General features: G+C 42.2%; 16 protein-coding genes. 3 read left to right on the top strand and 13 right to left on the bottom strand.

All coding sequences use genetic code 11. From position 1 onward, the window contains the following. Positions 1-345: 345 nt before the first annotated feature. The 4 genes from polA to BMX50_RS08420 form a co-directional block, all read right to left on the bottom strand. Positions 346-3,153, bottom strand: coding sequence for a DNA polymerase I (gene polA, locus BMX50_RS08435; RefSeq protein ID WP_091210050.1), 2,808 nt, complete (start codon positions 3,151-3,153; stop codon positions 346-348). Between the two features lie 158 nt (positions 3,154-3,311). Beyond that, complete coding sequence (locus BMX50_RS08430) at positions 3,312-3,875, bottom strand: DNA-3-methyladenine glycosylase I (protein ID WP_091210049.1); 564 nt, start codon at positions 3,873-3,875, stop codon at positions 3,312-3,314. Next, positions 3,875-4,480 (bottom strand): ExbD/TolR family protein, encoded by a 606-nt coding sequence (locus tag BMX50_RS08425; RefSeq protein ID WP_091210048.1) that lies wholly within the window; start codon positions 4,478-4,480, stop codon positions 3,875-3,877. The genes BMX50_RS08430 and BMX50_RS08425 overlap by 1 nt, the downstream gene beginning before the upstream one ends. A gap of 107 nt (positions 4,481-4,587) precedes the next feature. Further along, entirely contained in the window at positions 4,588-4,935 is a 348-nt protein-coding gene (locus BMX50_RS08420) for a carboxymuconolactone decarboxylase family protein (protein WP_091210047.1), read from the bottom strand. 113 nt (positions 4,936-5,048) lie between these two features. Here BMX50_RS08420 and BMX50_RS08415 point away from each other — a divergent pair, with 113 nt between their 5' ends. The 3 genes from BMX50_RS08415 (at position 5,049) to BMX50_RS08405 (ending at position 7,538) form a co-directional block, all read left to right on the top strand. After that, entirely contained in the window at positions 5,049-5,426 is a 378-nt protein-coding gene (locus BMX50_RS08415; RefSeq protein WP_091210046.1) for a VOC family protein, read from the top strand. A 78-nt stretch (positions 5,427-5,504) separates the two neighbouring features. Further along, positions 5,505-5,864, top strand: a complete 360-nt coding sequence (locus tag BMX50_RS08410; protein ID WP_091210045.1) for a VOC family protein — start codon at positions 5,505-5,507, stop codon at positions 5,862-5,864. 267 nt (positions 5,865-6,131) lie between these two features. After that, positions 6,132-7,538: a serine hydrolase gene (locus BMX50_RS08405; protein ID WP_167667844.1), complete on the top strand. Its 1,407-nt coding sequence runs from the start codon at positions 6,132-6,134 to the stop codon at positions 7,536-7,538. Here BMX50_RS08405 and BMX50_RS08400 read toward each other — a convergent pair whose 3' ends face one another. The 9 genes from BMX50_RS08400 to BMX50_RS08360 all read right to left on the bottom strand — a co-directional run bounded on the left by BMX50_RS08400 (position 7,539) and on the right by BMX50_RS08360 (position 13,478). Continuing rightward, positions 7,539-7,871 (bottom strand): MGMT family protein, encoded by a 333-nt coding sequence (locus tag BMX50_RS08400; protein WP_091210043.1) that lies wholly within the window; start codon positions 7,869-7,871, stop codon positions 7,539-7,541. After that, entirely contained in the window at positions 7,871-8,530 is a 660-nt protein-coding gene (gene trmB / locus BMX50_RS08395; protein ID WP_091210357.1) for a tRNA (guanosine(46)-N7)-methyltransferase TrmB, read from the bottom strand. Before trmB ends, BMX50_RS08400 begins: the two co-directional genes overlap by 1 nt. 104 nt (positions 8,531-8,634) lie before the next feature. Beyond that, positions 8,635-9,081, bottom strand: a complete 447-nt coding sequence (locus BMX50_RS08390; protein ID WP_091210042.1) for a hypothetical protein — start codon at positions 9,079-9,081, stop codon at positions 8,635-8,637. A gap of 3 nt (positions 9,082-9,084) precedes the next feature. Continuing rightward, a complete protein-coding gene (locus BMX50_RS08385) occupies positions 9,085-9,435 on the bottom strand; it encodes a phage holin family protein (RefSeq protein WP_091210041.1) in 351 nt (116 codons plus the stop codon). A gap of 56 nt (positions 9,436-9,491) precedes the next feature. Beyond that, positions 9,492-9,758 carry a YtxH domain-containing protein gene (locus BMX50_RS08380; protein ID WP_090532345.1) on the bottom strand — a complete coding sequence of 89 codons (267 nt, stop codon included), beginning with the start codon at positions 9,756-9,758 and terminating at the stop codon, positions 9,492-9,494. Positions 9,759-9,920: 162 nt separating this feature from the next. Further along, a complete protein-coding gene (locus tag BMX50_RS08375) occupies positions 9,921-10,955 on the bottom strand; it encodes an AI-2E family transporter (RefSeq protein WP_091210040.1) in 1,035 nt (344 codons plus the stop codon). A gap of 80 nt (positions 10,956-11,035) precedes the next feature. Next, positions 11,036-11,239 carry a hypothetical protein gene (locus tag BMX50_RS08370; protein WP_091210039.1) on the bottom strand — a complete coding sequence of 68 codons (204 nt, stop codon included), beginning with the start codon at positions 11,237-11,239 and terminating at the stop codon, positions 11,036-11,038. Between the two features lies 1 nt (position 11,240). Beyond that, entirely contained in the window at positions 11,241-12,701 is a 1,461-nt protein-coding gene (locus tag BMX50_RS08365; protein WP_091210038.1) for a sigma-54-dependent transcriptional regulator, read from the bottom strand. A 174-nt stretch (positions 12,702-12,875) separates the two neighbouring features. Next, positions 12,876-13,478 (bottom strand): outer membrane beta-barrel protein, encoded by a 603-nt coding sequence (locus BMX50_RS08360; protein WP_091210356.1) that lies wholly within the window; start codon positions 13,476-13,478, stop codon positions 12,876-12,878. Positions 13,479-13,501 lie beyond the last annotated feature (23 nt).

Below are 13,501 nucleotides of genomic sequence, written 5' to 3'. Positions count from 1 at the left end.
AAAAGGGGGGATTGAGAATCCCATTATCTCCCCGCTTCATTGCGAGGCACGACGACAACCGACCCAAGGGAGCTCATTAATGCCTATAAAATCAAATTATAATTATTAATAATCCCCTGTTTACAGAGCAGCTATGCAAGTTTCTCTGTACAGTTTGGGATTGCTTCGTGCCTCGCAATGACGATGGAAATAAAGATTTAACTTGCGCTCGTTTGTAACGAGTGCTTAACGTGGTTGGGCGATTGTATCGCCAGTTGCGTTTAAAACGCAAACCCATATTAAGCGCTCGTTACAAACGAGCGCAAGGATATCTTTATGAAACTCCCCCTTCAGGGGGCAAGGGGCTTAATGCGCCTCCAACCAGTTTAAACCTGTGCCGATCTCCACCATGATAGGTACCTCGGTTTTGATGGCGGTTTTCATGTTGTGCATAATGATGGGTTTTACAATTTCCACTTCATGATGCGGTACGTCAAACACCAACTCGTCATGTACCTGCATGGTCATGCGGGTATCCAACTTTTGGGCTTTCAGTTCGCGGTGGATGTTGATCATGGCTATTTTGATCATATCGGCTGCCGAACCCTGTATAGGCGCATTGATGGCATTTCGCTCAGCAAAACCACGAACAGTTGCGTTGGCCGAATTGATATCGCGCAAGTAGCGGCGACGGCCCATCAGTGTGCATACATAACCGTTTTCGCGGGCGAAGTTCATAGTGTCGCTCATGTATTGCTTAATACCGGCAAACTGGATAAAGTATTGCTCAATAATTTCGGCGGCTTCCTTACGTGGAATGCCCAGGCTTTGCGATAAACCAAAGGCCGATTGACCGTAAATAATACCGAAGTTAACTGCTTTTGCATTGCGGCGCTGATCGCTGGTTACTTCATCTAACCCGATGCCGTAAACGTTGGCGGCTGTTGCCGTATGGATGTCATGGTTATTGATAAAAGCCTGCATCATGTTAGGGTCCTTGCTGATTTCGGCAATAATGCGAAGTTCGATCTGCGAATAATCCGCAGATACTATGGTGTGGCCGCTATCCCTTGGGATAAAAGCCTTCCTTACCTCACGACCGCGCTCGGTGCGGATTGGGATGTTTTGCAGGTTAGGGTTAACGCTGCTTAACCGACCTGTTGCAGCAACAGCCTGATTGTATGAAGTGTGTACGCGCCCGGTTTTAGGGTTTACCATCTGCGGCAGCGCATCTACGTAAGTCGACTTTAATTTTTGAAGCTGGCGGAAATCCAGGATATCGCGTACAATATCGCTTTTGGCGGCTAATGAAAGCAACACGTCCTCTCCTGTTTGATACTGGCCTGTTTTGGTTTTTTTTGCTTTAGGGTCGAGCATCAGTTTCTCAAACAACACTTCGCCTAATTGCTTTGGCGATGCTATGTTGAATTTTACGCCTGCTTTTTCATAAACCGTTTTCTCGTACTGGGCAATGTCCGTTTCCAGTGTTTTGCTGAAATCGCGCAGGGTATCGTGGTCTATTTTTACACCCTCGTACTCCATGTCAGCCAGTACGTAGATGAGCGGATGTTCTATCTCGTTCACGAGTTTTTCGCCTTCAACTTCTTTTAGTTTGGGTTCGAAAACATTTTTAAGTTGAAGGGTGATATCGGCATCCTCAGCAGCATATTCTTTTATTTTTTCAAACTCCACATCGCGCATGTTGCCCTGGTTTTTGCCTTTGGCACCAATAAGCTCGGTGATAGAAACAGGCTTGTAGCCCAGGTAATTTTCAGACAGGATATCCATATTATGGCGGGTATCCGGATCGATGATATAGTGGGCCAGCATGGTATCAAACAGGGTGCCCTTTACTTCAATGTTATACCATTTCAGCATCAGGATATCAAACTTAATGTTCTGCCCTATTTTGCCGATGTTCTCGTTTTCGAGGATCTCCTTAAACTCGGTAACTATGCTTTGTGCAGCAACCTGATCAGCAGGAACCGGCACATACCAACCCTCTCCCGGTTTAACTGAGAATGAAAGGCCAACCAGTTCGCAATAATTAGGATCGGTGCCGGTAGTTTCTGTATCGAAGCAAAATGTTGGTTGCCCGGCTAATATTTTGATGAGTTCGGCTCGTTTTTCAGCGGTGTCAGCCAGGTGATACTCATGCGGTGTATTGTTGATGTTTTTGGCAGCAAGGGTAAGCTCTTCATGAATGTCTTCCACATCAACTGTCATTGTGGTACGAGCAGTTGCTACCGGGTTGCCAAAAAGATCGATCTGAGTGCCGGCTGGCTTCAGTTCGGTAATGCTGAAGTCGTCGCCAAACACACGCCTGCCTAAAGTACGGAACTCTAATTCGGCAAAAAGCGGCTCCAGTAATTCTTTGCTTGGGGCGCATACTTCCAAACCTTCCTCATCTAATTCAACCGGGACATTTAATAATATCGTAGCCAGTTTTTTGGACATCAAGCCCTGCTCTTTAAACTGTTCAACGTTTTCGCGCTGTTTACCTTTAAGCTCGTGGCTATGCTCAAAGATGTTTTCCATTGAGCCATATTGCTTAATGAGTGTTTTGGCTGTTTTTTCGCCAATGCCCGGAATGCCGGGGATGCCATCTACAGCATCGCCCCATAAACCGAGGATATCAATCACCTGGTCAACACGCTCAATTTCCCATTTGGCCAATATTTCTTTAACACCCTGTATTTCCATTTCGTTACCCATGCGGGCTGGTTTGTAAATGAAAATATTATCTGATACCAGCTGACCAAAATCCTTATCGGGTGTCATACAATAAACGGTGTAACCTTTTTGCTCGGCTTTTTTGGCGAGGGTACCGATGATATCGTCGGCCTCGTAACCATCTGATGTAATAACTGGAATGTTAAACCCCAATATGATTTTTATAACATAGGGCAAGGCCTTTGCCAAATCTTCGGGCATGGCTTCGCGGTGCGCTTTGTAGCCTTCAAAATCGGTATGGCGTTCGGTTGGTGCTTCGGTATCAAAAACCACGGCCATGTGGGTGGGGGCCTCTTTTTTCAAAACATCAAGCAGGGTATTGGTAAAACCCATCATTGCCGAGGTGTTTAACCCATTTGATGTAAAGCGGGGTGTTTTACTTAAAGCAAAATGCGCCCGGTAAATAAGGGCCATGCCATCCAAAAGAAATAGTTTTTTCATAATATCATTGACACTAATTGCACGAATTTAAGCTAATTGGCTCGAATTTTTTTAATGCCGGTGTTTATGCAAAGAACACGATTTTTAATGAATTGCATGGTTTAATTTCATTATCAATTTGTGCAATTAGATCGCATTCGTGAAAATTCGTGTTTGTTTTATTTGAAGCTGCAGTTAGGAATATGATCATTAACCATACCGGTAGCCTGCATAAAAGCGTAACAAATGGTGGTGCCAAAAAACTTAAAGCCACGTTTTTTCATGTCTTTGGCAATAGCGTCAGATTCCGGACTTGTGGCAGGCGTTGAGTTGGAATGGTTCATGATCGCTTTACCATCCGGCATAAAACTGTACAGGTATTTATCAAACGATCCGAACTCTTTTTGAATGCCGATAAACAACTGAGCATTACTGATAGACGTTTTTATTTTAAGACGATTGCGGATGATACTTTCGTCCTGCATCAGGCGTTCAACATCATCATCGTTAAATGCAGCAACTTTCTGTACGTCAAAATTTGCGAATGCTTTACGATAGCCTTCTCGGCGGCGTAAGATAGTGATCCAGCTAAGCCCGGCTTGTGCCGATTCAAGGATCATGAATTCAAAGAAGGTGTGATCGTCATGAACCTCTTTGCCCCATTCTTCGTCGTGATATTTGATGTATAGTTCGTCGGTACCGGCCCATGAACAGCGGGTTGGATTGTTGGTTTGATTGCGCATTATATTTGTCTTAGGTAGGAATAAATGATTGAAAATTTGGTGATTTTTTGTTGAGCTAACATGTCTATTACATCTTTGATCACGGGGTATGGGGTTTCTCCATCGGCCATAATAAAAATACGTGTTGAACTGTTATGTTTTTCGAATGTAGCTTTGCGCGATTCTTTTATCCATTCGGCTAATTCATCGAGTCTTAATCCCGGTTGATTGTAATAGTCTGTAGCGTTGTAATAACCCGAAATATATTTTTTGATTTGAGCCAGTGGTGTTCCAATCACATCCGTTTTGCCAAATTTATTGATCTCATCTGGTGTAAAACCAACGTTGTATTTATCTCCTATTTGTTTGAGTGCTGCTTCGCGTATATCGGGAGCATCAAGCTTTAGCATCAACTTTTTTTGCCCGATAAGTATGGTGGTGAGGGTGAAGTAGCTATCAGGATCGGCGGTATTAAAAGAAGACCCTGCTGGCAAATTGATCAAAATAGGATAACGTATTGCGGGACGACCATTCAGCATGAGAAATGATAACACGATCAATAATAAATTGAACATCGGAAACATGTCTACATCAAAATGCTTTCTGCGGAATTCAGGTCTGTACATGGCGTGAAAAGGTTAAGTAAAGGATTAAACAACGGTATTACAAGGAGCGAATCCTATAATGCTAAACAGGAATTTGCTTCACTCCTTATAACGACGTTGTTGTGTACTTATTTCACATCATTTAGTTCGTCCCAGTATTCAACGGCGCGTCTGTAATGCGGAATAACAATCGAACCGCCTACCAAATTGGCTATCATAAAGATCTCGTTCATTTCATCATGGTTAACGCCGGCTTCGTGGCATTTGCCCAAGTGGTATTTGATGCAGTCGTCGCAGCGTAAAACCATGCTGGCTACCAGGCCAAGCATTTCTTTGGTTTTCACATCAAGTGCACCTTCGGCATAGCTGGTTGTATCGAGCGCAAAAAAGCGTTTGATGTTGGTATTGGCGGTTTCCATGATCCTGTCGTTCATTTTAGAGCGATAAGCATCAAATTCTTCTACAAGTTTTCCCACGGGATGTTGAGTTTGTTAATAAAAATTTAAGCTAATTAAGCTAAAATATTTAGCATTTAAAAGAATGGATCGTTATTTTTATAGCCGTTAACCAAATTTTTTACGCGCTGATTATGGAAAGTTTATCGCCCAATATTTTTGTAAATGATATTAATGAAACCATCGGCTTTTATGAACTGTTGGGTTTTAAAGTAACTATGAGCGTACCCGAAACCGGGCGCGATTTGGTTTGGGCCATGATGACCAATGGCAGTGTTACCATGATGTTTCAGACCTTTAGCAGCTTAGCTGATGATTTGCCCGAGATACATCGTACCGATGGCGGTTCATTGCTGTTGTACATCAACCTTAAAAACATCCGGGCCTTTTTTGAAGAGATAAAGAATAAGGTAACCGTATTAAAGGGACTTGAAGTAACCTTTTATGGTGCTACTGAATTTTCAGTAAAAGATAATAACGGTTATGTGCTTACTTTTGCCGAGCATGAATAACCAAGGTTCATAAAAATTAACAATTTAATTAAAGGTGTTATTAAAAGTCTCCCCTTCAGGGGAGATTTAGAGGGGCTTATGATCAACTTTAAACGCGCCGACCACATCCAGGTTTGTGTTCCGCTGGAACGACTGGAGGAAGCAAGGATTTTTTATACTGACGTTGTTGGCTTGCAACGAATAGAACGGCCAGCCTTTAATTCAAAAGGTTACTGGTTTCAGGTGGCTGATATTCAACTGCATTTAAGCACGGAGGATGCGTTGCCACGCACATCGCGGCATACTGCTTTTGAAGTTGCCGATATTGCCGAAGCCCGCCGTCATTTAGAAAGTTTAGGCGTCGAGTTTTGGGAGGAGCCTGTTATTCCGGGGCGTACCCGTTTTTCGTTTATTGATCCGTTTGGGAACAGAATGGAATTGCTGCAGTTTACGAAGTAAGCTAAAAACTGCTGCCGGTATCCGGCTGTGGTCTGCGGACGATGAGAGAATTATTGAACATGGAACGAATTTCTTTCTCCGGGGGAATTACTTGGCTATGTGCATTGCCTGATCCCAACCGTTAAATGTATCAGAACCGAACAATGAATGTCTGATATCAAACAATCTTAAATGGAGAGACGTAAATAATTGCCTGACTACCAAATAAGTGTTGTAATGGCATGGTGCTTATGCTCTGTTGCCTGGTTAATTAAAAACCAATTATTAATGATATATTCTAAAAAACCTTTACCTGTAATTGTTATCGCAATTTTTCTGTTGAGTTTTTCCTGTACTTTATCTGAAGCTCAACAGGCTATTAAAAATAGTTCACCAAACGAGGAAACGGCTTCCGTTGACTATAACAGCCTTGATTCTAAAATACAGCAATGGCAAAAGGACCTCCATATTCCTGATGTTGGGGTTGTTATAATTGATAAAAATAAATTAGTAAAAGCACGTGTATATGGGAATGCCCGCAATGGACAACCCGCTCCGCAAGAGATGTTATTTGAGGTGGCATCTGTTACTAAGGTAGTATTTACCACCTTAGTGCTTAGGCTCGTTCAGGACGGTAAATGGAATTTAGACGAACCCCTTTGCCATTATTATATTGATCCTGAAGTTGCCTCGAACGCATATTCTAAAAAATTAACAACCCGGCATGTGCTAAGCCATCAGTCGGGATTTGATAACTGGAGATGGATGAATGCTTCTGGAAAATTAACTTACAATTTTGAACCCGGAACGAAATTTAATTATTCCGGTGAGGGTTTCGAATATCTGAGATTGGCAATCGAACATAAATTCCATACATCATTGGCTAAACTCTCCGATTCATTATTGTTTAAGCCATTGCACATGAACAACACCAGCCATGAATGGGATGGGAAAAAAGATTTTGCGCTGTATAGTGGTATGTACGATGCCGAGGGTAAAGAAATTGTAAAGAATGATTATTCTGTTCAAAGCAGCGCGGCCGCGGGTTTAACAACTGCCGTAAATGACATGTCGAAATTTGCTTTCGAGGTATTGAACGGTGGGCATCTCTCCAACAAATTGTATAAAGAGATGATTAGCAAACAGGCATATATTAACCCCAATATCAACCAGGGTTTGGGCTGGCGTGTCATTAATGGATTGCCTGACAATGAGTACGCGTTGCAGCATGCCGGCAATGATCCCGGAGTTGCTTCAATTATGGTGTTATTGCCCAAATCAAAACGGGGAGTAGTGGTGATGACCAACGCAGATAATGGACTTATTATGTGTAATAATATTGTGAGAGCCGCTTTTCCGGAGGGGGCACAAATAATTTACAAAGCATATAAAAGCGCTCCAATTAGTGAACAGCCCAAAAGTGTTCGTTTGCCTAACGAAGTCTTAAGTTCCCGCATAGGGACTTTTAAAAGAGCGGATGGGGCAATGGTGACGGTTACTTTGAAAGATAGCCAATTAATATTAAGAATGTCTGGGATCCCGGATCTGTATCTCGTCCCTGAATCTGAAGATAAATTTTATCTATTAGATTTAGACGCGAAAGTGTTTTTTACGAGAGATCAGAATGGGAAAATAACTTCAGTTTCCATTCAGGATGGTGGGAACATAATTAAGTGCGACAAAGTAGTCGATTGATCACAGCGCCAGCTCAGTCATCGGGTCCCAAAAATGAGATTTGAAATCCTGGATCTGATCGTCAATTACTTTTACACCTTCACTTTCAAGCATCTCGGCCATGCGGTTACCGCCAAAATGGGCTTTTGCCGTTAGCAAGCCCTGTCGGTTTACTACCCTGTGTGCCGGCACAGGAGGCTTTACATTTCCGGCTGCCTGCATGGCCCAGCCTACCATGCGCGATGAGCCTTTTGTGCCAAGATAAGCTGCAATAGCCCCATAAGAGGTTACCCGTCCCGGTGGAATGAGGCGGGCTACCTGGTATACTTTTTCAAAAAAATTAATGTCCTCCATTAGGCGTTTTCCGGAAATGAAAACTTAAGGTAGTTAATGTTTTTGTTATCCTTTAAATATTTTTTCTCGTAGTAAGTTTTGATAGAAAGTACTTCATCTGCGTGTTCCGAATTATAAAGGTCTTCGGTTTTGGCGTGAAGGTTTAACTTTAATTCATCAATTTTTTCGGCGGTATAGGCGTGTAAACCGTCGTTATCTGTTTTGAGATTAACACAGCCGCCCGGTTTTAAAGTAATAATGTATTTATCTAAAAAGCGGGGTGATGTCAATCGCTTTTTTTCGCGGCTTAACTGAGGCTGCGGATCAGGAAAAGTGATCCAGATTTCGTCAACCTCGCCGGGGGCAAAATAATCGAGCAGGTTTTCAATCTGGATGCGTAAGAAAGCTACGTTAGGCACTCCATCTTCAATAGCGGTTTTGGCACCGCGCCAGATGCGGTTGCCCTTATAGTCGATACCTATAAAGTTTTTATTGGGGAACATGCGCGCAAGGTTCACGGTATATTCACCTTTACCGCAGGCCAGCTCAAGCACTACAGGATTATCATTTTTGAAAAACTCAGGGCTCCACTGGCCTTTAAAAGGTTTGCCTGCATCTAATTGCAGTACGTTACTAAAGGTTTCAACCTCGGCAAAGCGTCTTAACTTATCTTTTCCCACTTTAATTTTTAAAATAAAGCGCAAAAATATCTAATAGCCACCAATTTCACGAATTAAAACCTAACTGCCAATGAATGGCCTCTCTGGATAGGAAAAATAAGGGTTTATACCGCTGCCCCACCCACCGGCTTAACATATGGCGCAGGTTTGTATGCGGCATCATCTTTCTTTTTAGTGAATTTGGCGAAAAGCGCCTTGGCTTTATCCCAAATACCACCAACGGTATCTTCATTAACATAGTTTGATGCCTTTTGGGAAACAAGGCCAACCAATGTTTTAACCAAAAAGTTTGAATGTCTGAAAAGCGTTTTGTTCAGCGTAAGCGGAATCACAAATCTTGATATCAGGTTAAGGATATCGGGATGAAAGAAACTGGTATTCTTTATGCCGTCGGTATCGTTTGAACGCGGGAACAGTGTAAGTACGGTTGAAAATAAGGCCGACGGACTATTGAATCGGGCTTTCACCGCTACTGCCTGCTGTTTTTCGAGCGCTTTTAACCTGAATATTTCGGCCTGCAGGTCACTGACGTTTGTGATATGAAGATCCATGGTTTATCGTTTAAATATTTTTTGAATAAAGATGTTGATAAGCGGCCTTTCAAGGTGGCGTTTAAATATCTTGATAAACATGGCTATCAAAAAGTAAAGTACGGCAACACATCCAAATCCTTCCCAGTATGAATGGAAAACATCAGCAAGGAAAAAACCTAAGGTAACACTTGCAAAAAGAAAGGCCAATACCATACTGATCACAACTACCACATCGGCAATGATACTGGCTAATATGGATGTTCCGCCTTCAATTGCTTCATATTTTAAAAGCTTAAACCTCGTTTCGGCGTACTCTTTTAATTGGTCAATAATGGGTGGTAATGGCGGTTGAGTTTCTTTTTTCTCTTCCATAGGGTAAGGTTATATATCCCGGCAGCTGCTGCCGGGATGGTGAATGTTATAAATGCTTATGCGTGTTCAAGATCGTCCTGGTACTCTTCTTCGGCGCCTTTGATCTTCGACTTGATGTTTTCAACAACTTTGTCTTTTAAACCAACCAGGTTGTCAATTTCGGCTGCTGCAGTATCTTTTATTGATTCGCCAAGATTTTTTAACGACTCGGTAAGCTTATCGCGGGTTTCATTTCCTTTATCAGGTGCAAATAAAATGCCTAACGCTGCCCCTGCTGCTAAACCGGCAAGCAATGCAACAACTACTTTTGAGTTATCATTCATTGTAATATAATTTTAAGTTGAACATTTGATTAGTTACTCGTAAATATCCTGCCAAATATGTGCATTTGGCGTATTTATTTTTATTTAAGTATAAATTAACTTTTATTCGGTAAATAAATTTTACCCTGTGTTCACAAAACTGTTCAGGGCTGTACGGTATAATTAAACACTGTTTATCCGCTCAAGCCTGTCGGCTGCCATGCGGTTTGTTTCATAGATCTCCAGCAACAGCAGGAAGTATGATAACAGCACCGGGCCAAATACCAAACCCAGGATGCCAAACAAAGGTAAGCCTATAAATACACCAATTATAGAAATTATAGGGTGCGTATTGGCTATGCGCTTGTTAATGATCATGCGTAGCACATTATCAATATTGCCGATAACCAACAGGCCGTAAACAAGTATTACCACCCCCTGCCAGTTATGCCCCTGTGCAAATAATATAATACTTGCCGGAATACACAAGGTTGGCGCTCCCACAACAGGTAAAAAAGATATAAAAGCACCGATCACTCCCCAAAATACAGCATCCGGAATGCTTAGCGCATAAAAGCCCAGCGCAAGTAAAAATCCCTGAGTGGCTGCTATTATCCCTTGTCCTAAAACGTTAGAATAGGTAGAATCGCGTAAGGCGTTGGCGAATTTTAATGCATGCTGCTCGCGGAAAGGGGCATATTTTAAAAGGCCTGCCTCAAACTCACGCATTTGCGTAAGCATAAAATACAAAAGAAAATACAATACCAGCAAGGTAATGATGATATTGGCAGCACTGCTTAGTATGGACGGGAACAAACCTGTACCAAAAGTACCCAGCTTTTGCAGCGTATCCTCGGCAAAGTGTGGCTGGTTGAGGTTGGCTGCGGCAAAAGCATCAATTTTTGATGTCCATTGGTCAATAGGCAGATCTTTTATATTGATGCTCGATATTTTACCCACAATCATGATACTCAACGTAAGGAAAGGAATCACAATAACAATAAGCGAGCTGAAAATAATGAGCAGCGCTACCAGTGTTTTGTTCCAGTTGCGTTTTTCGACCAGGTTTACAAACAGCGGCCTGAAAATAGTGAATAATACCACCGCGCCAAGGATAGAACTGAACAAACCGCTGAGTGCATAAAGCAAAAAGCAGCCCAGTATAATGATGCTTACCAGGATAACGTTATTGCGCTGCTTGTAATTGAAAACTGACATGTAGACTGTTGATTAATACTTGCTTAAAACAAAAAAACGCCAAAAAGTTTTGGCGTTTCAAGTATTAATTGCAACGCCTTTTATTGGGTATCGTTAAGCAGTTTATTGATCCGGGTTGAACTTATTTCTATGGTATCCATATAAAACAAACAATCTGACGAAGGGTTGGGTATTTCGTACCGTAATTGTTCAAGCGCCAGGTGAATGTTTGATAGTTGGTTTTTTATATCGTGCCTTAATTTACGCAGGGCTTCGGCATCGTTTTTCTCTTCATCAGCCCCCATATTACTTAAGGTTAATGGCCTTCATTTTATTATAGAGGGTTTTGCGGTCGATATTCAGGATTTCGGCAGCCTTGGTTTTATTGAAGTTAACTTCCCTTAGTACCCGTATAATTGTTTCATATTCGGCCTCCAGAGCGGCGTTTTTAAGATCGTGACGGGGCTCTTTAACCTCTGGTATATCTGCCGCGTGCGGCGTGGGTTGATGGTGCTGATGTTGATGCTGTGCGTAATGATTTGGTGCCTCGTACGATAATTTATAGGTCGACATTTCAAGCGGCAATGCTTTAAGGGTGATCTCATTTCCTTCGGCCAAAAGTGCAGCACGGCGGATCACGTTTTTAAGCTCGCGGATGTTGCCCTGCCAGCGGTAATTCATAAAGCAGTCCACAACCTCCTGCGAAAACGATTCAACGCTGCGCCCCAGTTCCTGGTTGGCTATTTTTAAAAAGTGCTCGGCCAGTAAAATGATGTCGTGCCCGCGCTCGCGCAGTGGCGGCATGTAAATACTGAACTCATTAAAGCGGTGATAAAGATCCTCGCGGAAACGGCCTTTTTGGATGCCCTCCTGCAGGTTTTCGTTGGTCGCTATGATAATGCGCACGTCAAGGTCAATCTCCTTGGTGCTGCCTATTCTTTTAACCTTACGTTCCTGTACGGTACGAAGCAATGCTGCCTGGATCTCGTACGAAAGGTTACCTACTTCATCTAAAAACAAAGTACCGCCGTTAGCCATTTCAAAATGGCCAATTTTGGTATATAAAGCACCGGTGAACGAACCTTTTTCGTGACCGAAAAACTCACTTGCCGCAAGCTCCTTGGTTAACGAACCACAATCCATAGCTATGAACGGCTGGTTATGGCGCGGACTATTAAGGTGGATACTTTTTGCAACCGATTCTTTACCGGTTCCGCTTTCGCCTAAAATAATAACGCTGTAATTTGTTGGTGCTACCAGTTCAATCTGGCGCGCAAGTTCCTTTGACGCGCGACTGGTTCCGGTAACAAACTCGGCTGCAAAAACAGTTTTTTTAACGGTATTAGTCTTTGCTTTTTCGGGTATAATAGCGGCCTGCGGCTCTTCGTCTATCTCAACCAGGGCATGGTGGGTTTCAAAGGCCTTATTAATAGTATTTAATATCTCATCCGGATATAGCGGCTTGGTGATATAATCATAGGCCCCCATTTTAATAAGCTCAACAGCCATTTTAATGTCTGAATAGCCGGTGATGATGATAACCCCTGTTTTAGGATACTGGATTTTAATGTTACGGAGCATTTCGCGGCCGTCGGTATCTTCGAGCCTGAAATCGCAAAGTACAAGTTGATATTCACCGTTTTTCAACGCCTCCATACCCCCCATACCACTTGATGCGGTACTAACGTCAAACCCATTTCGCGTTAAAAACTTTGATAGCAATAACGCAACATTAACTTCATCATCAATGATGAGGATCCTCTTCATATTCAGCAATTATTGTGCGGTAAATGTCTTATTAAGTGTCAAAATACAAACAATGTGCTAATTTATACGATTTATTTAATTATTAAGGTTCATATCAACTAAAAAAACATAATAAAAAAGGGGAGCCCGAATGAGCTCCCCTTTTTTATGTTAAGGTATTTGTAGGGCCATATATTAAAAGCCGTACGCTACACGTAAACCTATAAAGTTCACTTTGCTTGCATCAACACCAGTTGCATATTTGGTAGTTGCTTCATAACGGATACCTGCATCAATAAAGCTGCTTGCACTTACAGGGAACTGAACACCAATTTGCGGAGCATAAACAAATGCAGTTGATTTATTGGCGTTAACATCAGATTTGTTTAACAAAAATGCTGCACCTGCTTCACCTTGTACATAGAAGTTGCTGATTGGGAAATATTTCAAACCTGCTTTAACCGGGATCAGGTGAAAATCAGTTGCGTCAAGGCCTTGTACACCACCGATGTTGTTTTTACCAAATACGTTGTTGTAACCTGCGTTAACAGTAACAAATAACTGGTTTGAAATAACCGGAATATCTGCCTGTACCGAACCGCCTAAGTTCCATTTGTAATTGTCTTTGAAATTGCCAACAGGTAAACCTGCTTCAACGCCTATGCTATAACGGATGCCACTTTTGGTTGTAGTTGATGTTGTAGAAGGGGTAGTAGGTGTAGATGTTTGTGCTTTTGCACCAAATGCTAAGCCTGCGAATGCAATGGCTAATGCTGAAACTTTGAATAAATTTTTCATAACTATTGTTGTGTTTTTTATAT

The organism is Mucilaginibacter gossypiicola (assembly GCF_900110105.1).
GTDB lineage: Bacteria > Bacteroidota > Bacteroidia > Sphingobacteriales > Sphingobacteriaceae > Mucilaginibacter > Mucilaginibacter gossypiicola.
Note: the sequence above shows the minus strand (reverse complement) of the source record. Positions and strands in the feature narration are given on the sequence as shown.